Source organism: Amycolatopsis sp. VS8301801F10 (assembly GCF_046195355.1).
Lineage (GTDB): Bacteria > Actinomycetota > Actinomycetes > Mycobacteriales > Pseudonocardiaceae > Amycolatopsis.
In genome coordinates this window covers 2,678,667-2,696,192 of the sequence record NZ_CP176065.1, presented here as the reverse complement: position 1 = coordinate 2,696,192, position 17,526 = coordinate 2,678,667, and the positions used below count along the sequence as shown (strand labels likewise).

Sequence of the window (17,526 nt, the reverse complement as noted above, 5' to 3'; positions counted from 1 at the left end):
GAACGCGCGCCCGCCCGGTTTCCCCGTGGCCCGGCGCGCGTTCGGCGGTCTAGCGTGTCCTCCAGAGAAACTACTGGGAGGACACCCCGATGAGCACCGAACCGCTCTGCCTGACCTGCGGGACGCAGTACGCCGCCCCGCGAGCGGACTGCCCGATCTGCGAGGACGAACGGCAGTACGTGCCGCCCGGCGGGCAGAAGTGGACCGATCTGGCCACGCTCCGCGCGGACAGCGGGCTCAAGCCGAGGGTCGAGGAGCAGGGGCCGGGCCTCATCGGCATCGGCTCCGACCCGAAGTTCGCGATCGGCCAGCGCGCGCTGCTGGTCCGCGCGGAGAGCGGCAACTTCCTCTGGGACTGCTCCGCCTACCTCGACGACGAGCTGATCGGCAAGATCACCGAACTCGGCGGCATCACCGGCATCGCGATCAGCCACCCGCACTACTACACGACGATGGTCGAATGGGCGCGCGCCTTCGACGTCCCGGTCTACCTGCACGAGAACGACCAGCAGTGGATCGGCCGGCCGGACCCGTCGATCAAGCTGTGGACCGGCACGACGCTCGACGTCTCGCCGGATCTCCAGCTGATCAACCTCGGCGTGCACTTCGCCGGCGGCACCGTGCTGCACTGGCCGGCCGGCGAAGAAGGCCGCGGCGCGCTGCTGACCGGCGACATCGTGCAGGTGATCCCGGACCGTACGCACGTCGGCTTCATGTACAGCTACCCGAACCTCATCCCGGAACGGCCGAGCGTCGTACGGCACGCGGCGGAACTGTTGGAGCCGTACGCCTTCGAAGCCATTTACGGCGCGTGGTGGGACGCCATCGTGCGTACGGACGGCCATGACGTCGTACAGCGCTCCGCGAAGCGCTATCTCACGTACGTGTCCTAGCAGTCCGCTCGAGCAACGGCCGTACGCGCGGCGGCACTGGTGTAGACAACGCGATCGAAGTCGACGTACGCAGGACATCCGGCACGCCAACCACTTCGTCAATGACGCGTTGCAGATCGTCGTTGTCACGCGCGACAAGGCGCACGAAGAGGTCGCCTTGTCCGGTGGTGGCGTGCACTTCGCACACCTCGTCGATCGCAGCCAGTGCCTCCGCGACGCCGGCGCGTTTGCCCTGCGCGATTTCCAGCACGGCGAACGCGGTGAGGCTGTACCCCATCGCGGCCAGATCGAGTTCCGGCGGAAAGCCGCCGAGGATGCCGCGTTCGGTGAGCCGGTCCAGCCGCGCCTGCACCGTGCCGCGCGCGACGCCGAGCCGGCGCGCGCATTCGAGCACGCCGAGGCGGGGCGAGTCGGTGAGCAACAGCAGCAGCCGCGCGTCGAGCGAGTCAAGCACCGGTTTTCTCCCTGCGCAGGTTGTCCAAGATGACCGAGCTTCTCCAGGATAAGCTGAACATATTGTCCAGCTGAAACGGAAACCGTTGCGCAGCTTGCCAGGCGCGACTCATGCTTCAGTGCATGACCTCCACGATGGATCCGCACGGCGCACTCGACGACGTCAGCTATGACCAGCTCCGCCAGCTCGTCGGACTGGTGGACCACGACGCCTCGACCGACCCGTTCCCGGTCAAGGCACTGGACGCGGTGGTGTTCATCGCGGGCAACGCCACCCAGACCGCGTGGTTCTACCAGGTCGCGTTCGGCATGCAGCTGGTCGCGTACTCCGGTCCCGAAACGGGACAGCTCGACCACAAGGCCTTCGTGCTCAAGTCCGGTTCCGCGCGCTTCGTGATCACCGGCGGCGTGAAGCCCGATTCCCCGCTGCTCGACCACCACCGCCGCCACGGCGACGGCGTGATCGACCTCGCGCTGGAGACCACCGACGTCGACAAGTGCGTCGAGCACGCCCGCAAGGAGGGCGCGACGATCCTGGAGGAGCCGCACGACGTCTCCGACGAGCACGGCACGATCCGCCGCGCGGCCATCGCGACCTACGGCGAGACCCGGCACACGCTCATCGACCGGTCCCGTTACCACGGCATCTACCTGCCCGGCTACGAGCCGCGCGAGGGCACCGTCAAGCGGCCCGAGGGCGCGCCGAAGCGGCTGTTCCAGGCGGTCGACCACTGCGTCGGCAACGTCGAACTCGGCAAGATGGACTACTGGGTCGACTGGTACCACCGCGTCATGGGCTTCGTGAACATGGCGGAGTTCGTCGGCGACGACATCGCCACCGAGTACTCGGCGCTGATGAGCAAGGTGGTGTCGAACGGCAACCACCGGGTCAAGTTCCCGCTCAACGAGCCGGCGATCGCGAAGAAGAAGTCGCAGATCGACGAGTACCTCGAGTTCTACGAGGGCGCGGGCTGCCAGCACATCGCGCTGGCCACCAACGACATCATCGCCACCATCACCGCGATGCGCGCCGCGGGCGTCGAATTCCTCGACACCCCGGACTCCTACTACGACGACCCCGAGCTGCGCGCCCGGATCGGCGAGGTGCGGGTTCCGATCGAAACCCTGAAGGAGCACCGGATCCTGGTCGACCGCGACGAGGACGGCTACCTGCTGCAGATCTTCACCAAGCCGATCGGCGACCGGCCCACCGTGTTCTACGAGCTCATCGAGCGGCACGGTTCGCTCGGCTTCGGCAAGGGCAACTTCAAGGCCCTGTTCGAGGCCATCGAGCGGGAGCAGGAGCGCCGCGGCAACCTCTGATCCGCTCGCTTCCCCCTTTCCCCGGCCCGTCCGCGTACCTCGCGGGCGGGCCGTTTATATTACGGCGCGCAACCAGAAGTTCGCGTACAGTAGTCGACATCAAGGATGAAACCGCGCCGCGCGGACAATTCGGAACCGCGCGGAACCGACGGGGTCGCGCGTCCGTCATTCTGGAGAAGTCACCGCGGAGAAAGGGGCCCGATGCCGGACAGCATCGACGCCAGCGAGCAGATGATCGAGGGCTGGACCAAACAGCTCCAGCAGACCGCTGCCCGCTACCAGGCGATGGCCGAGCGCATGCAGGGCCAGACCGTCACCGAGCGGTCGAAGGACGGTGCGGTCGAGGTCACCGTGGACGCCAAGGGGCTGTTGAAGAACCTGGTGCTCGCGGACTCCGCGGCGAGCAAGAAGATGGCCGAGGTTTCCGCCGAGGTGATGCGGCTCGTGCAGCGCGCCCAGGCCCGGATCCCGGAGCTGTTGCGGCAGGCCGCGGCCGAGACCGTCGGCGGCGACGAGACCACGGAAACGCTGGTGGCCGACGCGCAGAAGACGTTCCCCGCACCGCCCGCCGAGGAACCGGCCGAGTCCGCGTCCGACCGGGTGCGCCGGTTTTTGCCGGAGGACGCCGAAGAAACGGGTGCCGCCGCGCCGCGTCCGGCGACGCCACCGCCACCGCCTCAGCAGCAACGCCGCCGCCGGAGTTCGTCGGACGAGGACGACGACTTCGGCGGATCGATCCTGTCCTGAGTCCAAGCCGTTCCAGGGGGAAGAAAAACCATGGCACCCAGGGGTTATGAGATCGGCGGCGATCTCGAGGCACACGCCCGTCAGCTCGACGCGCTCGCCGACGGGCTGAAGCAGGCCGTCGACGCCGCGCACCAGGTCAGCATGCCCACCGACGCGTACGGCATTCTCTGCCAGCCGTTCCGGATGATGCTGGACCCGGTGGAGAACTACGGGATCGAGGCGTTGCAGAACACCGTCACCGCGATGGACGCGCAGGCGCAGAAGGTGCGCGACGCGGCGAAGGCGTACGACAGCTACGAAGGCGAAGCTGCCGGTTCGATGAAGGCGAGCGACTGATGCCCGAAGGCAATCCGCTGGTCGCGGAGTCCAAAAAGGACGGCGACGGCCCGGGGCCCTTCACCGAGGGCAACGGCGACTACGGCTACGCCACCGGCATCAACATCGCCGAATCGGCGACGGACGCGTGGAAGGGAATCGCGGACGGCGACTGGGTTTCCGGCGGCCTCGGCGTCGCGAGCCTCGCCGGCGAGATCGCGGGCGCGGCGATCGACCCGTTCGGCTACCTGATGTCGTCGGTGGCGTCGTTCCTGATGGAGCACGTGCAGCCGCTGAAGGACATGCTGGACTCGGTCGCGGGCAACCCGCCGGTGATCCAGTCCTATGCCGACACCTGGGGCAACGTCGCGAAAGCGTTGCAGGAACGGCAGAAAGACCTCGAGAACGCGGTCAAGACCGGCACCGCGGAGTGGAAGGGCGACGGCGCGGACGCCTACCGGAAGTCCGCGGCGGAGGCGGCCGAGGCGATCGGCGGCGCGGCGACGGTCGCGAGCGCGATCGGCACCGTCACGATGATCATGGGCCAGGTCGTCGCCTTCGTGCGCGGCTTGGTGCGCCAGCTCATCGCGGACCTGGTGGGCAAGCTGATCTCCTGGGTGATGGAGGAGGTGTTCTCGCTCGGGTTCGGGACGCCGCTGGTGGTCGCGCAGGCCGTCACGGCGATCTCCAAGTGGGGCGAGAAGATCAGCGAGCTGCTGACGAAGCTGTGCGAGACGATGCGCCGGGTCTCGCCGCTGCTCGGCAAGCTCGCCGAGGTTTTCACGAAGATCATCAAGGTGCTGGGCAAGCTGGCCGGCAAGGTCACCGGCCTCGACGTGATCAGCACGAAGAACATCAAGGCGGGCGGCTTCTTCCACCGCGGCGGTTCCGGCGGCGGCGCGGGCGGCTCCGGCGGCGGTCATCACGGCGGGTCCGGCGAAGGCGACGCGGACCCTGGGTCGCCGTCGGGTTCTCGCCGCTCCAACGGATCGGACAACGCCGACGGCGGCGACGGTCCGAACGGCAGCCACGACGGTTCGGACGGATCCGACACGCCCGGCGACCACTCGGGCGATTCGGGCAGCCACAACGGATCCGACAGCTCGAGCGGCGACAGCCCGTCCTCGTCGGGCGGCTCGCATTCGTCGTCGCCGGACGGCACCGGACCGTCCACAGTAGATACTCCGACGTCGTCGTCGCGGCGGGCTTCCGACAGCTCCGGCGGGAGCCACCCCGACTCCAGCCCGTCGACGCTCGCCGGTGACGCGAGCCCGACGTCCCGCGGCGGAGGCAGTCCGTCGGAGAGTTCCTACGCGCCGCAAAGCTCCGCGCACAGCGACGGTCCGTCCTCGGTCAGTGCTCCGCCCAGTTCCCCGCACTCCAGCGGAGCACCGCACTCGTCGTCAGGCGGCGGCACGCATTCCGGCGGCAACGAGCCGAGTCCGCATCATTCGAGCAGCAACGATTCGACGTCGGCGAGCGGCTATGCCCCGCCGCGCACGGACGCGCCCGCTCCGCAATCCGCTCCCCCGCCGCACCTGCGCTCGAACGACGGGGGCGGTTCGGCGCCGAACCAAGCTCCGGCGGGTGGCGGAATTCCGCAGCAGGGTGGCGGCGGGAGTCCGGCCAATGCCCCGGCGGGCGGCGGCAGTCCGTCGCCTCGGCCCAGCGGCAGCGGCTGGACGGGGACGCCGGGGTCGCGGGCTCCGGAAGTCGCGCCGAACCGGGTTCCGGACAGCGGTCCGTCGAGCCGGCGGCCGAGCCCGGCGGATGGCGGCGGACCGAGTCGCACGCCGGATCGTTCCGGGCCCGCGCCGCAGCGGCCCGCCGACGGCGGTTCGTCGACCCCGCCGCAGCGTGATGGCGGATCTTCAACTCCGCAGCGCACTAGTGACGGTGGTTCGACCCCGCAGCGCACTAGTGACGGCGGTTCGACCCCGCAGCGCACTGGTGACTCCACACCGCAACGCCCCGAAGGCGGTGGCGGTTCTTCGCCGCAGCGTCCGGCGGATTCGGCGAACAGCGGTCCGCAGCGCCCCGGTGACGGCAGCGATGCCGGACAGCCCAAGCGGCCGGGCACCGAACCCGGTCTCGGCCGTTCGGAGCCGGCGCCGACGTCCGGCGGCTCGCCCGTGTCGGGGAACCGCGGGTCCGGCGATGGCTCGGCACCCCCGGCCGCGGCCGTCGCGACCGCTCCGGGCGGAGGCCAGCGAGGTCCGGAGGCAGGCGCCCGGCGTCCCGACGGCTCGCCGGAGCCCGTCGCCCGCGGCGGCGCGCGCACCGAGGCTCCGCCCGCCAAGCCCGGCGAAGCCGGCGGTCCACAACGGACCGGGAAGGAAACCCCGGGACAGAACGGCAAACCGCACGCCGACGAGTCCGGGAAGCCGAAGAGCGGCGACAAGCCGGAAAACACCGCACCGGACAAGAAGCCCGGGCGGCACGACGACGCGGAAGGCAAGCCGGGCAACGACAAGTCCGACCACAAGCCGGACCACGCCGCGCCCGAACGCAAGCCGGACACGCCGACCCGAAGCACCACGAGGACGGGCCGAACCACCACGACGACCCGGACGGCACCCCGCCGCACCACGATGAGCCGCTGTCCCCGGACGAGGTCAACCGCCGGCACGCCGAGGACACCCCGGCAGGCAGCTCGTACCACCGCGGCGACCCGGAACTCGGCGACCTGCCGCACCGCGTCCAGCCGGACCCGGACGGGCGCTACACGGTGGACGTGCACGTCACCGCGGACGGCCACGCCCGCATCGGCGACCGGCTGTACACGCCGGAAGAGTTCGCGGACATCCTGCGGCGCAACGGAAACTACGACGGCAGGCCGATCCGGCTGATCGGCTGCGACGCGGGTTCGAACGATTTCGCGCACCGGTTGTCGCGCGATCTCAACACCGAGGTGCTGGCCCCGAGCAAGCCGGCGTGGACCGATTCCCACGGCCGCGTCTTCTCGTCCAACTACGAGATCGGCCCGGACGGACGGATGCGGCCGCGCATCCCGCCGGACGGCGAGTGGTCGGTGCACCGTCCGGACGGCACGTCGCACCACGTCGGCGACGACGGGTTCGCCCCGGACGGCAAGCACCACGATCCGCACGACATCGACGCCGACAGCGCCGTCGACCGCGGGCAGCCGCCGTTCAACCAGGAGCAGCGGGACCAGGACATGCGCGATCTCCGGCAGGAGAACCGCGACCGCCGCGCCGAGGGTCTCGACGAAGTGCGGGAACTGAACGGCAACCGCAACCCGCTCACCGACGACGTGCGCCGTCCGCACGAACGGGCCCTCACCACGGCGAGGTTCCGCGACGCGAACGGCGAAACCGTCGATCTCTACAGTTTCAGCGGGAAGAGCCACGACTGGGCGCCGGCGAAGGACGGTCCCGAATGGCCCAAGTCCGAGCGGCTGTTCGGCACCAAGGACGCCGGTCCGTACCGGCCCGAACTCGGCATGCCCGACCCGGACGGCAAGTTCGGCCGCACCCACGACTCGGAACCGAAGCTGCTCGAAGAAATGGTGCGGCACAATTTCGCGGCGCGTTCCGGTCTCGACCGCAGCGAAATCGACGACATCGTCAAGAAGGAAATCGAGAAATCCCGGCGCGAGGAAGCGGCGTACCTCAAGAACAACCACGAAAACATGTACCGCGAAGGACTTCGCGGCGACACGGCGCGAGCCCGCGACCGAATGGACGGCGCACTCGAGGAAATCAACCGCCGCGGCGCGGAACGCGCGCAGCAGAACGGTCAGCCCTACACGCCGGTGACCCGCGAAGACATCAGCGGCGACCTGCGGATGGTGGTGGACCTGCCGTCGACCAAGCGGGACATGATTCCGAACGAGTACCAGATCTGCGACTCGTGCACCGATGTTATCCTGCAGTACAAGCAGCTTTTCCCGAATGTCCGGGTCGAGGTCGTCAACCTCGCCGGTGAAAGGTTGATGTGATGACGGCGTCTCCGGGCGACGGCGCGGAACTGGTTCGCGCGATCTTCGCCGGTGCGGTCGAAGCCGGTTTGCGCGCGGAATCGGTGCGAGGAGCATCCGATGCCGAGATCGACGCGATGGCGGCGGACCAGCGCGCCCGGGCCGTGCCCGCCGCGGCGAGGGAAGTGCTGCGCCTCATCGGCACGACGCACGGCCTGTGGCTGCCCGGCAGCTCGCTGGGCGTCGAGGCGGTGCGCGGCGAGGCCAAGAACCACGCCGTCGCCACCGCGAACGCGCAGAACGCCGAACTGTCCGATGTGGACGGTGCACTCGTGCTGGCCGCGCACGGCGGGTACACCTACCACGTGGTCGACGGGGCCGACGCCGAGCAGGACGACCCGCAGGTCTGGCTGCTGACCGAAGACGAGCCCGCGCGCGTCGCCTGGCCTTCGGTCAGCGCGTGGTTCAAGGCCATCACGCCGGATGTCGAGCGTTACCGGGAGCGGCTGGAAATCATGCGCGAGACCGGGTCCGACTTCCTGCCGCCATGGGCGCAGGACATCACCGTCGGCGGATGACCGTGCCGCGCGCAGACCAGGCCGCGCGGGCCTTTCCCGCGGGAACGGTCGTCGCCCGGCATCCGGTCGACGCCGACGTCGCCTGGAAGCAGATCGAAAAGCTGTCGCCGCAGGTGGGTTTCTACTTCGACTACCTCGCGCAGGACACCAGCGCGCTGGCGAACATCGTGCGCCGGGAACTGATGCTCGCGCAGTACCGCAGCGTCGTCGACCCGCACGCCGAGGACCCGGACACCTGGGACGATCTCGCCCTCGCCGCGCAGGCCGCGGCGGCCGCGTTCACCGCGGCGTGCGCATCGGAGGGGCAGGAGGTCGAGGCGGTGCTCGGCCGCCCGCGGCGTTTCGCGGCCACCGGCCCCACGCCGCGCACCGGCCCGGCGGCGTGGCTGACCGCGGCGTGGCTCGCCGTGCTCCAGCGCGACGACGTGCTGATCCAGCAGCTGGCCGCGGTGCCGCTCGATGTGCTGCGCGCGTCGGGCAGCGAGCACGACGCCTATATTCACCCGTGGGTCGAGACGGTGCGGACGTTCCTCGCGCACCGCGAGGTCACCCCGGAGATGTTCCTGCCCGCGATGGACGGCACCGACCCGGACACCGCGCGGTTCACCCCGCCCGCGGCGATGCTGCAGCTCGTGTACCCGCCGATCCGGATGTTCTCCTACCTGCTGCGCCGGGATTCGGAGAAGTTCGCCGAGGCGTTCGTCTCCGCGCTGGAGCGGCACCGCGAGTACTGGACCGCCGAGGACCGCGCGACCGATCCGGAAGGGTTCCTCGCGCTGGCCCCGCTGGCGGTCGCGGTGCTCGCCCGTTCGGTCGGGATGAAGTTCGACGTGCAGTCCGGTTACACCCCGGCCAACCTGCTCGCGGGCCTTCGCCCGCCGCGGAACGGCTGATCGAAATGAAGCGTTCGCCCGGCGAGGAGCCGCTGAACTCATGACCCGGCCACCGGTGCCCTTCACCGCCGCCCAGCAGCAGGAACTCGTCCAGCAAATCGGCCAGGCGGCCGCCGCCGCGCTGCCCGCGGGATGGCAGCAGCTGCAGGTCGTCTGCCGCGCTGCGGGACGGCATGTCGAAGTCGACGTCGCCGTGCTCGCCCCGGACAACCGGACCTACCCGGTCCAGCCGCATCCGGACCTGCCGCGGCTGTTCGGCATGCTGCGCACCGGGATGTACCAACCGGGCCGCGGCACGTGGCTGACCGCGACACTGGTGTTCTCCCCGCAACGGCCGCCGTTCACGGACTACCAGCCAGACCTCGAACCGCGCTGGCGGCAACTGCCCCCGCCGATCGGTTTCCAGGACGAACTGCGCTTCTTCCCGCGCGAGGACCGGTTTGTCCCACCGTGGCTGCGCCAGCGGGCCGGTGCACTGCCTCCGGTGCCGGGTGGGCCTGGGCAGCCGGTTCCGCCGCCGGTGCCTGGTGCCGGTCCGGTGGTGCCGCCGCCGGGTGCGGAGACTCCGGTGCCGCCGCCTGGCGCAGAACCCGCTGGGGGTGCTGTTCCCCCGCTGCCCGCGGACCAGCCCGGCACACCTCCGCCGCTGCCCGATGCTGAACACGCCGCGAGCCCTGCTTCCCCGCTCCCGGCGGACGGGCCAACACCCCCGCCACTGCCTGGCACGGAACAGGCCGCAGGCACTGAGCACTCGGTTCCTCCGCTCCCGGTCGACGAGCCCATCACGCCGCCACCGCTGCCCGATGCCGAACAAACCACGAGCGGCGGGAACGCTGCTCCCCAGCTCCCCGTAGAGGGGACGGCATCTCCGCCGCTGTCCGGCGCGGAACACACCGCGGGCGCTGGAAGCACCGTGCCTCCGCTCCCCGTGGACGAACCCACCGCGCCCCCACCAGAAACCGATTCCGAGCAGGCCGCAGGCACGGGAAGCACTGAACCCGCGCTTCCCGTGGACGAGCCCGGCTCTCCTCTGCCGCTGTCCGACGTCGAAGACGCCGCTGCCTCAGATGGCGACGAGGCGCAGTCCGAGCCGAGTGAAGTCGCGGCGGCTGGGATCGTTTCCGGGGCGGCTCAGTCGGCTGCGTCTGGGTCGGAAGGCGTTGCCTCCGAAGGGGAGTCCGTCGAGCTGCGCACTCCTCGGGTCTACGACGGGTTCGACGAGGCGGGGAATCCGGTTGTCGAGCGGGAAGCGTTGTCGCCGGAGGAGCGCGAGCGCGTACTCGCCTATCTCGACAGCGCGCCGGTCATCCTGGCGTCCCGCAGCAAGGACACCGACGCCTTCGACCCGTATCGTACGGATGCCGTTCCGCTGAATTTCCGCACCGACGGCAGCTGGGTGTGGCCCGGCGCGGTCGGCTATTACCTGCGGGAGCACGGGATTTCGCCGGATCCGGAGCTGGTCGAGCACATCCGGGCGGCCAGTTACACCGTCCCGGAGGTGGACGAGGCGACGCAGGAGCGGATGCTGGCGGCGATGACCAGCCCGCCCGCGGCCGAAAGCCGTCCCAGCGAAGCGGAATCGCCGAGGGATCCCGAGGAGCTGTTGAGCGAGATCTCGACGGCGCTCATCGCGGCGGCTCCGCAGGGGTGGCAACAAATCGTCTTCGATTTCATGGCGTTGGGCAGGCACGCGAACCTCGCGTGCGGCGCGCGGATGGCGGACGGGAGCACGCAGCAGGTTCCCGTCGCGCGGGAGTTGTCGAAGCCGTTGGCCGAATTGCGGCGCAGCAAGTACGTCCAAGGCCGGGGCACCTGGTACACGCTTTCGCTGGCCATCGAACCGCCGGCGCACTACCAGGCGAGCTTCAACGAGGACGACGAACCGGCCTTCCACACGCCGCCCCGGCCTGAGGATTACGCGCTGGACCAGGAGCTTTACCCGCGCGACGAGGACTACCTCCCGCTGTGGTTCAGCGCGCGGCTGCCAGAGAGTCCACAGTAGACAGTCAGCTGACGATGGTGAACCCGGCGTCGGCGAGGGCGGCCTCGACGTCCTTGCAGTGCTCCGGGCCGCGGGTTTCCAGGGCGAGAGCGACGTCGACCTCGCCTAGGGCCAGGCTGCCGGAAATGCGGGAATGCTCGACGTCGAGGACGTTCGCGCCCAGGTCCTTCACGCACGACAGCACGGAAACCAGCGAGCCCGGCCGGTCCGGCACGCGCAGGTGCAGCTTCAGGTAGCGGCCGCCCGCGGTCATGCCGTGCTGGATGATCTGCTGCAGCAGCACGGGATCCACGTTGCCGCCGGAAAGGATCGCCACCACCGGCGCCTCGAAAGCGCCGGGGTGCTGCAACAGCGCGGCCACCGAAGCCGCACCGGCCGGTTCCACGACCAGTTTCCGCCGCTCCAGGCACAGCAATACCGCGCGGGACAAGGATTCCTCGGTCACCGTGACGACGTCGTCGACCAGCGACTGGACATGCGAGTAGCTGACCTTCCCTGGCTCGCCGACCGCGATCCCGTCCGCCATCGTGTGCACCTCGCGCAGCCGCACCGGTGCACCGGCCGCCAGCGAGGACGGGTAGGCGGCGGCGTCTTCAGCCTGTACGCCGATCACCCGGATCTCCGGGTGCAGCGCCTTCACCGCCGCCGCGACCCCGCCGACCAGTCCGCCGCCGCCGGTCGGGACGAGGATCGTTTTCACCCCCGGCACCTGCTCGAGAATCTCCAGTCCGACGGTGCCCTGCCCGGCGATGACGTCTTCGTGGTCGAACGGGTGGATGAAGACCGCGCCGGTGCGCTCGGAAAACGCGATGGCCTCGGCGAGGGTCTCGTCTACGACGGCGCCGTGGAGGTGGACCTCCGCGCCGTAACCGCGGGTCGCGGCGAGTTTCGGCAGCGGGGCGCGCGACGGCATGAAGACGGTCGAGGAAATGCCGAGCAGCGACGACGCCAGCGCGACCCCCTGCGCGTGGTTGCCGGCACTGGCCGCGACGACGCCCCGCGCGCGTTCCCCGGCGGTCAGGCCGTGAATGCGGGTGTAGGCGCCGCGGATCTTGAAAGAACCGGTGCGCTGCAGGTTCTCGCACTTGAGATACACCGGGCCGCCGTGCAGCCGGCGCAGGTCGCGGGCGTGCTCCATCGGCGTGACGCGGGTGATGCCCTCGAGAAGCTTCCGAGCTTCCCGGATGCGCTCGACGCTGACCAGTTCCATGGCGCCGATGATGCCACCGACGGACGGCCGGGGTGCGCCGCCCGGCGGACCGGTACCCTGGTTAACGGCAGCCACACCGGATCAGGGAGTGCGACCATGGCACGCGCGCAGCACGGGACCACCGCCCGGGCCCAGTCCCGAGCCAAGTCCCGTACCGGTCTGCTGCCGCTCGCCGCGGGCATCCTGTCCGCCGTCGCCCTCACCGGAGCCGCCTTCGCGACCGTCGAGGCGGCCGGATGCGCCGGACCCGCCCAGTACATCCGGCACGACAACCACATCGAACTGGTCGGCGGCTGCGTCAACGGAGCCGACCTCCCGACGACGACCGGGACCCGGCAGGCCAACGCGCTGCCGGAGAACAGCAAGCCCTGACCCTGCCCGGCAGCCGTTTCGCGAGACGCGGCGAATTCGGCCGCTGGACCGCGGATGAGCGAAGCGGCAGTGTGGGCGACCGGTTGAATTTCCCCGGCCGACCACCCTGCGCGAAAGCATGGCTGACCGGCTGTCTGCGCCCGCACCTCACCGCCGCGAATGCGCGATGCCCGAGCCTGCTGCCCCCGCATGAGACAACTTCGGCCGCGTCCGGCAATCGGGCTTCACTCCAGTGGTTTCGGCGACGACGCAGCAGATTCTCGCCACCTAGCGACGACTAACTCAAAGCAGCCAGCCCAGCCCAATCAGGGAACGGGCTGGCGACTTCTGCGGCAGGGCAAGAACAAGCCCTGCCCCAGGCGGCAGGGCACGCCACCGGAGGAACCGGCCATGCCTGACCACTCCCGCAGCGCGGGGATGTCCGCGTGCCAGCCGACGTTGTTGGCGAAGTCGTAGCGCGGCAGGGCAAGACGCGGACCGGCGTCCGTCAGTGCGTACCTGGCGTCGCCGTAGCTCGCCGCGTCCGGAATCCTCCGAGAACTCAGTCGCGCCGATCCCGGCGATCGCCCTTCCGGCAGATCAGCCCAGCGCCTGCGTAAGGTCCGCCACCAGGTCGCGCCCGTCCTCGATGCCCACCGACAGCCGGATCAGGTCCTCCGGGACTTCCAGCGTCGAGCCCGCCGTGGAGGCGTGCGTCATCTTGCCCGGGTGCTCGATCAGGCTCTCGATGCCGCCCAGCGACTCCGCCAGCACGAACAGCTTCGTGCGGGACGCGACCTCCAGCGCCGCCGCCTCTCCGCCCGTCACGCGGAACGACACCATTCCGCCGAAGCGGCGCATCTGCTTCGCCGCGATCTCGTGGCCGGGGTGTTCCGGCAGGCCGGGGTAGTAGACCTGGGTGACCTTCGGGTGCTTCGCCAAGGTGCGGGCGATCAGCTCCGCGTTGTCGCTGTGCCGTTCCATCCGCAGGGCCAGCGTCTTGAGCCCGCGCAGGGTCAGCCACGCGTCGAACGGGCCGGGGACGGCGCCGGCGGCGTTGCGCAGGTAGAAGAGCTGCTCGCGCAGTTCGTCCTCGTTGGTGACGACCGCGCCGCCGACGACGTCGGAGTGGCCGCCGAGGTACTTGGTGGTCGAGTGCACCACGATGTCCGCGCCGAGAGCCAGCGGGGTCTGCAGGTACGGCGTGGCGAAGGTGTTGTCCACGACCAGCCGCGCGCCCGCGTCATGCGCGACGCCCGCCAGCGCGGCGATGTCGGCGACGCCCAGCAGCGGGTTGGTCGGCGACTCGCACCAGATCAGCTTGGTTTCCGGGCGCATCGCGGCCCGTACGTCGTCGATGCGGCTCAGGTCGGCGACCGTGTGCTCGACGCCCCACAGGCTGAGCACCTTGTCGATCAAGCGGAACGTGCCGCCGTACGCGTCGTTGCCCAGGACCAGGTGGTCGCCGGGGCGCAGGACCGTGCGCAGCACCGCGTCGGACGCCGCCATGCCGGACGCGAACGCCAGCGTGTGCCGGGCGCCTTCGAGCGAGGCGAGGGCTTCCTCCAGCGCGGTCCGCGTGGGGTTCGCGGTGCGCGAGTACTCGTAGCCGCCCTCGCGGGTGCCGCCCACGCCGTCCTGCGCGTACGTGGACGTTTGGTAAATCGGCACGATGACCGCACCCGTGCGGGGATCGGGCTGCTGCCCGGCGTGGATCGCGCGTGTTTCGAAACCCAGGACGGAGAAGTCGTCGGCCATGGTTCCCAGGGTACGGGGAACCCCCGACAATCCCATCAGCTGGGAGGCAACTCACCATGCGGGAGGGCTGCCGGTACAAACCCGCACCGGCAGCCCCGACGTCACCAGCCCTGCGGCGCGGGGTATCCGCCCTGGGCAGGCGCGTCCGGACGGTAGTTGACCCAGTCCGCGGTCGGCTTCACGATCGCCAGCACCAGGGTCGCGACCGGCGGGATCAGCGCGATCAGGGTACCGCCGATGCCCGCGCCGAGCATCTGGGCGCTGCCCTTGTACCCGGAGGTCGCGACCCCGGTCAGGACGCCGCTCAGGATCGTGTACGCGATCACCAGCCCGCAGCCGACGATCGTGCACAGGCGGGCGGCGGGCTTGTGCAGGAACAGGCCGATGCCGCCGAAGAACAGCAGGCCGACGAGCACCGCGTAGATGACGATCGCCACGTAGAGCTGCCAGACCGTGATGTGGATAGCCGAGATCGCGATGACCGCGACGATGATCGAGATGATCGCGAAAATGCCGCCGATGATCGCGAGGATCCCGGCGATGATCGCGGTCGCGCCGTTCGGCTTCTGCTGGTACACGCCGGGCCCGCCGGGGTACGCCGGGTACGGCTGGCCGGCGGCAGGCGGGGCGAACGGCTGCTGCGGAGCGCCCGGGTACGGCTGGGCCGGCGTCGGCTGGCTCGCCGGGTACTGCTGCCCGGGGATCGGGCCGCTCTGCGGCTGCTGGGGCTGGCCCTGCGGGTTCTGGGGGTAAGTCACGGGGAGTCCTCGGCGTATCTGGTCCCGCCGGACGGCGGGTGGGGTGCCTGTATCGTGCCAGGTCCGCGCCGCTTTCGGGGAGGATTTACCAAGGTCGAGAAGGTGACGAAACCGGCACCAGGGGAGCGCGGTAGCGCAGGTAGCCGAACGTTCGCGGCAGGACAGCCAGCACGAGTACGAACAGGACCGCCACCGCGAGCGTGACGCGGTCGAGTGCGGCGAAATTCTCGAACCGCAGCAGCGTCCGGAAGTACTCGGCGTACGCCGGGGAACCGCCCTGCGCGGGCTCCAGCAGGAGCGCGCCGAGGGCGAGCAACGCGCCCGCGATCAGCAGCACCGCGCCGGCTGTCGCACGGAAAAAGGTCGCGATCGCGCCGACCAGCAAGACCAGCGAAGCGGCCAGATACGCGGCGAGATCGGCGAGCGTCAGCGGCGAGAGGTCGCCGAGGCTGAATCCCGACGGAATGTCGAGGAACAGCCGGGCCGGGAGGTAGCCGGACGTCGCGGCGGCGACGAGCCCGAACAGTCCGGCCGCGATCGCGGTGCTTCCGTTCGGCCGGTGCGCCGCCGGTTCCGCCGTGGAGGATTCCCGTTCCCGCTGCCGTGCCGGAAGTCCGTGCAGGCCGCTCACGGCAGGTCCCCCTCGGGCTGGAAAGGCGATTCGGACGGCGCTCACCCTAGCCGGGAAACGCGCGGTTGGGGACCGGAGCGAGCGCATGTGCGGCGCAATTTCCCCCGGCTGCCGGAACGGCCGGGAAAAGGCCACCAGCTCCGCGCTAATCCCGCGAAAAAGGACCGGAAACGACGAAGGGCGCCACCGTCGGGAGACGGAGACGCCCTTCGCGGAAATTCAGCGAGTCACCACTGCTGCGGCGGCTGCTGGCCCGGCTGGCCGTAGCCCGGAGGGGGCTGCTGCCCCGGCGGCGGGTACTGGCCCGGCTGGCCGAAACCGCCCGGCTGCTGCGGCGGCTGGCCGTAGCCCGGCTGCTGGCCCGGCTGGCCGTAACCGGGAGGCGGCTGCTGGCCGAAGCCCGGCTGCGGGTTCGCGCCGCTGCCCGGGTTCGGACCGCCCGGCTGCGGGAAGCCCCCGCTGTTCGGGTTCGGGCCGCCGGGAGGCGGGAAACCGCCGGACTGCGGCTGGCCGAAGCCCGGCTGTCCGCCGCCGAAACCGCCCGGCTGCTGCGGTCCGCCGGGGCCGCCGGGTCCGCCCGAGGACGAACCGAGGCCGACGTACTGCGAGGTGGCCGGGATGATCGCGACCACGCCGATGATCAGGATGATGATGCCGAGGATCAGCGTCAGCATGCCGCCGCCGCTCGTCGCGCTGGAGGAGCTGCCGCCGTACTTGTCGACGAAGGAGCTGCTGACCGAGGTCCCGGCCTTCGCCAGGATCGAGAACAGCAGCAGCAGCACGCCGCCGACGAGCACGCCGATCGGGGCGAGCTTGCGCAGCACGGCCGCGCGCGAGGCGAGAGCCAGCGCGACGCCGCCGGCCAGCGCGACCACCGCGCCGACCAGGATCATGATCACGTAGAACCACAGCGTGCCCGGCGAGGCGAGACCGGCCTCGTCGAACAGCTTCTGGTACCGGCTCGAGCTGTCGTACAGCTTCGAGTAGTCGCTGGTGTCGCTCATGTAGCTGAACGAGACGATCAGCGCGATCAGGCCGAGCACCGCGGTGACGCCGCCGGCGATGTAGCCGTACAGCGCGTTCCCGCCACCGCCCGCCGACGGCGCGGCGGGCGCGCCGAACGGGGCGGGCTGGCCGAAGCCCTGCTGACCCGGCTGGCCGAACGCGCCCTGCGGCGGCGCGCCGAAGCCGCCCTGGTCGAATCCGCCCGGCTGGCCGAAGCCCTGCGGCGGCTGGCCCGGCTGGCCCTGCTGCCCGGGCTGACCCGGCTGGCCGAAGCCCTGCGGGGCGCCGAACCCGGCGACCGCGGCCGGGTTGTCGGCCGCGCTCGGCGGCGGGGCGTACGGGATGTTCTGCGGCTGCTGGCTCGGCGGGACCAGCTGCGTCGATTCGGCGTTGCCCTCGGCGCTCACGGGGTTCACCACCTGGGTGGCGTTCGAGTCAGCCGGCTGTCCCGGCTGCACGACCTGCGTCGGTTCCGGGGTGTCGCCGAAGGCGCCGCCGCCGTGCGCGGGCTGCTGCGGCTGGCCCGGCTGGACCACCTGGGTCGGCTCCGACGCGCCGAAGGGACTGTCCTGCTGCGGTGTAGGACCACTCGACGGGCCCTGCGGCGGCTGCTGGCCGCCGTCCCAGGGCTGGTTCGGTGGCTGCGGAGCACTCATGTGGGTCTTGAAC

At 70.5% G+C, this 17,526-nt stretch carries 16 protein-coding genes; 10 read left to right on the top strand and 6 right to left on the bottom strand.

The features are described 5' to 3' along the window. Positions 1 to 89: 89 nt before the first annotated feature. Positions 90 to 893 carry an MBL fold metallo-hydrolase gene (locus F9C11_RS13055; protein ID WP_409185127.1) on the top strand — a complete coding sequence of 268 codons (804 nt, stop codon included), beginning with the start codon at positions 90 to 92 and terminating at the stop codon, positions 891 to 893. On the opposite strand, the gene F9C11_RS13050 is transcribed toward F9C11_RS13055, so the two are convergent. Then, positions 877 to 1,347 carry an Lrp/AsnC family transcriptional regulator gene (locus F9C11_RS13050; protein WP_009083170.1) on the bottom strand — a complete coding sequence of 157 codons (471 nt, stop codon included), beginning with the start codon at positions 1,345 to 1,347 and terminating at the stop codon, positions 877 to 879. The genes F9C11_RS13055 and F9C11_RS13050 overlap by 17 nt on opposite strands. Before the next feature lie 122 nt (positions 1,348 to 1,469). Here F9C11_RS13050 and hppD point away from each other — a divergent pair, with 122 nt between their 5' ends. From hppD to F9C11_RS13010, 8 genes are all read left to right on the top strand, one after another. Next, positions 1,470 to 2,669, top strand: a complete 1,200-nt coding sequence (gene hppD, locus F9C11_RS13045) for a 4-hydroxyphenylpyruvate dioxygenase (protein ID WP_409185126.1) — start codon at positions 1,470 to 1,472, stop codon at positions 2,667 to 2,669. 201 nt (positions 2,670 to 2,870) lie between these two features. Further along, a complete protein-coding gene (locus F9C11_RS13040; RefSeq protein WP_409185125.1) occupies positions 2,871 to 3,416 on the top strand; it encodes a YbaB/EbfC family nucleoid-associated protein in 546 nt (181 codons plus the stop codon). A 30-nt stretch (positions 3,417 to 3,446) separates the two neighbouring features. Beyond that, complete coding sequence (locus tag F9C11_RS13035; protein ID WP_009083178.1) at positions 3,447 to 3,752, top strand: type VII secretion target; 306 nt, start codon at positions 3,447 to 3,449, stop codon at positions 3,750 to 3,752. Continuing rightward, positions 3,752 to 6,580, top strand: a complete 2,829-nt coding sequence (locus F9C11_RS13030; protein WP_409185124.1) for a hypothetical protein — start codon at positions 3,752 to 3,754, stop codon at positions 6,578 to 6,580. The genes F9C11_RS13035 and F9C11_RS13030 overlap by 1 nt, the downstream gene beginning before the upstream one ends. Next, positions 6,466 to 7,692: a hypothetical protein gene (locus F9C11_RS13025; protein ID WP_409185123.1), complete on the top strand. Its 1,227-nt coding sequence runs from the start codon at positions 6,466 to 6,468 to the stop codon at positions 7,690 to 7,692. Before F9C11_RS13030 ends, F9C11_RS13025 begins: the two co-directional genes overlap by 115 nt. Beyond that, entirely contained in the window at positions 7,692 to 8,249 is a 558-nt protein-coding gene (locus F9C11_RS13020; RefSeq protein ID WP_409185122.1) for a hypothetical protein, read from the top strand. Before F9C11_RS13025 ends, F9C11_RS13020 begins: the two co-directional genes overlap by 1 nt. Then, entirely contained in the window at positions 8,246 to 9,142 is an 897-nt protein-coding gene (locus F9C11_RS13015) for an immunity 49 family protein (protein ID WP_409185121.1), read from the top strand. The genes F9C11_RS13020 and F9C11_RS13015 overlap by 4 nt, the downstream gene beginning before the upstream one ends. Positions 9,143 to 9,182: 40 nt before the next feature. Beyond that, positions 9,183 to 11,144 carry a hypothetical protein gene (locus F9C11_RS13010; RefSeq protein WP_409185120.1) on the top strand — a complete coding sequence of 654 codons (1,962 nt, stop codon included), beginning with the start codon at positions 9,183 to 9,185 and terminating at the stop codon, positions 11,142 to 11,144. 4 nt (positions 11,145 to 11,148) lie between these two features. Here F9C11_RS13010 and ilvA read toward each other — a convergent pair whose 3' ends face one another. Beyond that, on the bottom strand, positions 11,149 to 12,354 hold the full coding sequence (gene ilvA / locus F9C11_RS13005; protein ID WP_409185119.1) for a threonine ammonia-lyase: 1,206 nt from the start codon (positions 12,352 to 12,354) through the stop codon (positions 11,149 to 11,151). Between the two features lie 96 nt (positions 12,355 to 12,450). Between ilvA and F9C11_RS13000 the strand changes: the two genes are divergently transcribed. Next, entirely contained in the window at positions 12,451 to 12,726 is a 276-nt protein-coding gene (locus F9C11_RS13000) for a hypothetical protein (RefSeq protein ID WP_409185118.1), read from the top strand. A gap of 579 nt (positions 12,727 to 13,305) precedes the next feature. On the opposite strand, the gene F9C11_RS12995 is transcribed toward F9C11_RS13000, so the two are convergent. The 4 genes from F9C11_RS12995 to F9C11_RS12980 form a co-directional block, all read right to left on the bottom strand. Next, on the bottom strand, positions 13,306 to 14,463 hold the full coding sequence (locus F9C11_RS12995; RefSeq protein ID WP_409185117.1) for a cystathionine gamma-synthase: 1,158 nt from the start codon (positions 14,461 to 14,463) through the stop codon (positions 13,306 to 13,308). 101 nt (positions 14,464 to 14,564) lie between these two features. Then, on the bottom strand, positions 14,565 to 15,221 hold the full coding sequence (locus tag F9C11_RS12990; protein WP_409185116.1) for a hypothetical protein: 657 nt from the start codon (positions 15,219 to 15,221) through the stop codon (positions 14,565 to 14,567). Positions 15,222 to 15,306: 85 nt separating this feature from the next. Continuing rightward, entirely contained in the window at positions 15,307 to 15,852 is a 546-nt protein-coding gene (locus tag F9C11_RS12985) for a hypothetical protein (RefSeq protein ID WP_409185115.1), read from the bottom strand. A 227-nt stretch (positions 15,853 to 16,079) separates the two neighbouring features. Beyond that, positions 16,080 to 17,513: a hypothetical protein gene (locus F9C11_RS12980; protein ID WP_409185114.1), complete on the bottom strand. Its 1,434-nt coding sequence runs from the start codon at positions 17,511 to 17,513 to the stop codon at positions 16,080 to 16,082. Positions 17,514 to 17,526: the final 13 nt, after the last annotated feature.

Coding starts and splice junctions, on each gene's coding strand:
- F9C11_RS12980 (WP_409185114.1), bottom strand. CDS start 17,513: ATGAGTGCTCCGCAGCCACCGAACCAGCCCTGGGACGGCGGCCAGCAG.
- F9C11_RS13035 (WP_009083178.1), top strand. CDS start 3,447: ATGGCACCCAGGGGTTATGAGATCGGCGGCGATCTCGAGGCACACGCC.
- F9C11_RS13020 (WP_409185122.1), top strand. CDS start 7,692: ATGACGGCGTCTCCGGGCGACGGCGCGGAACTGGTTCGCGCGATCTTC.
- F9C11_RS13055 (WP_409185127.1), top strand. CDS start 90: ATGAGCACCGAACCGCTCTGCCTGACCTGCGGGACGCAGTACGCCGCC.
- F9C11_RS12995 (WP_409185117.1), bottom strand. CDS start 14,463: ATGGCCGACGACTTCTCCGTCCTGGGTTTCGAAACACGCGCGATCCAC.
- ilvA (WP_409185119.1), bottom strand. CDS start 12,354: ATGGAACTGGTCAGCGTCGAGCGCATCCGGGAAGCTCGGAAGCTTCTC.
- F9C11_RS13040 (WP_409185125.1), top strand. CDS start 2,871: ATGCCGGACAGCATCGACGCCAGCGAGCAGATGATCGAGGGCTGGACC.
- F9C11_RS13030 (WP_409185124.1), top strand. CDS start 3,752: ATGCCCGAAGGCAATCCGCTGGTCGCGGAGTCCAAAAAGGACGGCGAC.
- hppD (WP_409185126.1), top strand. CDS start 1,470: ATGACCTCCACGATGGATCCGCACGGCGCACTCGACGACGTCAGCTAT.
- F9C11_RS13010 (WP_409185120.1), top strand. CDS start 9,183: ATGACCCGGCCACCGGTGCCCTTCACCGCCGCCCAGCAGCAGGAACTC.
- F9C11_RS13000 (WP_409185118.1), top strand. CDS start 12,451: ATGGCACGCGCGCAGCACGGGACCACCGCCCGGGCCCAGTCCCGAGCC.
- F9C11_RS13015 (WP_409185121.1), top strand. CDS start 8,246: ATGACCGTGCCGCGCGCAGACCAGGCCGCGCGGGCCTTTCCCGCGGGA.